Source organism: Erwinia sp. B116 (genome assembly GCF_002865965.1).
Lineage (GTDB): Bacteria > Pseudomonadota > Gammaproteobacteria > Enterobacterales > Enterobacteriaceae > Erwinia.
In genome coordinates this window covers 1-566 of record NZ_JRZZ01000119.1, presented here as the reverse complement: position 1 = coordinate 566, position 566 = coordinate 1, and the positions used below count along the sequence as shown (strand labels likewise).

Genomic DNA, 566 nt, shown 5'->3' with positions numbered 1-566 from the left:
GACGGGGTGCGCCGTAGCGCTGTTTAGCCCGGCTGAATGCGTTACTGACGACGCTGTCGCAATCATGGCGGAACCGCTGGCGTGCATTGATTACCGTGCACCGGCTCCGCCAGGCGTACCAGCCGCTTCGGGCCACACACAGTACCCGGCACATGGCTTTAATACTGAATTCAGCCTGGTGTTTTTCGATAAAGACATACTTCATTTCAGGCGCTTCGCGAAGTATGTCGCGGCCTTTTGGAGAATGGCCAGCTCCTCGTCCTTTTCAGCTAACTGGCGTTTAAGGCGGGCGATCTCGGCAGCCTGTTCGTTCTCACGTTCAGAGGCAGTTGTCTGGCCCTGCTGTTTACTGCGCCAGTTATAGAGTTGGGATTCATACAGGCTGAGTTCGCGGGCAGCAGCGGCGACACCGATACGTTCAGCCAGTTTAAGGGCTTCTGTACGGAATTCGGGTGTGTGTTGCTTACGTGTTTTTTTGCTGGTTGTGGCCGGTTTTGTCATGTGAGTCACCTCTGGTTGAGAGTTTACTCACTTAGTCGCGTGTCCACTATTGATGGGTAAGATCA

1 pseudogene is annotated in these 566 nt (G+C 54.2%); it reads right to left on the bottom strand.

The features are described 5' to 3' along the window. A pseudogene (locus tag NV64_RS22855) lies at window positions 1-501 on the bottom strand (transposase); the annotation flags it as partial. Window positions 502-566: the final 65 nt, after the last annotated feature.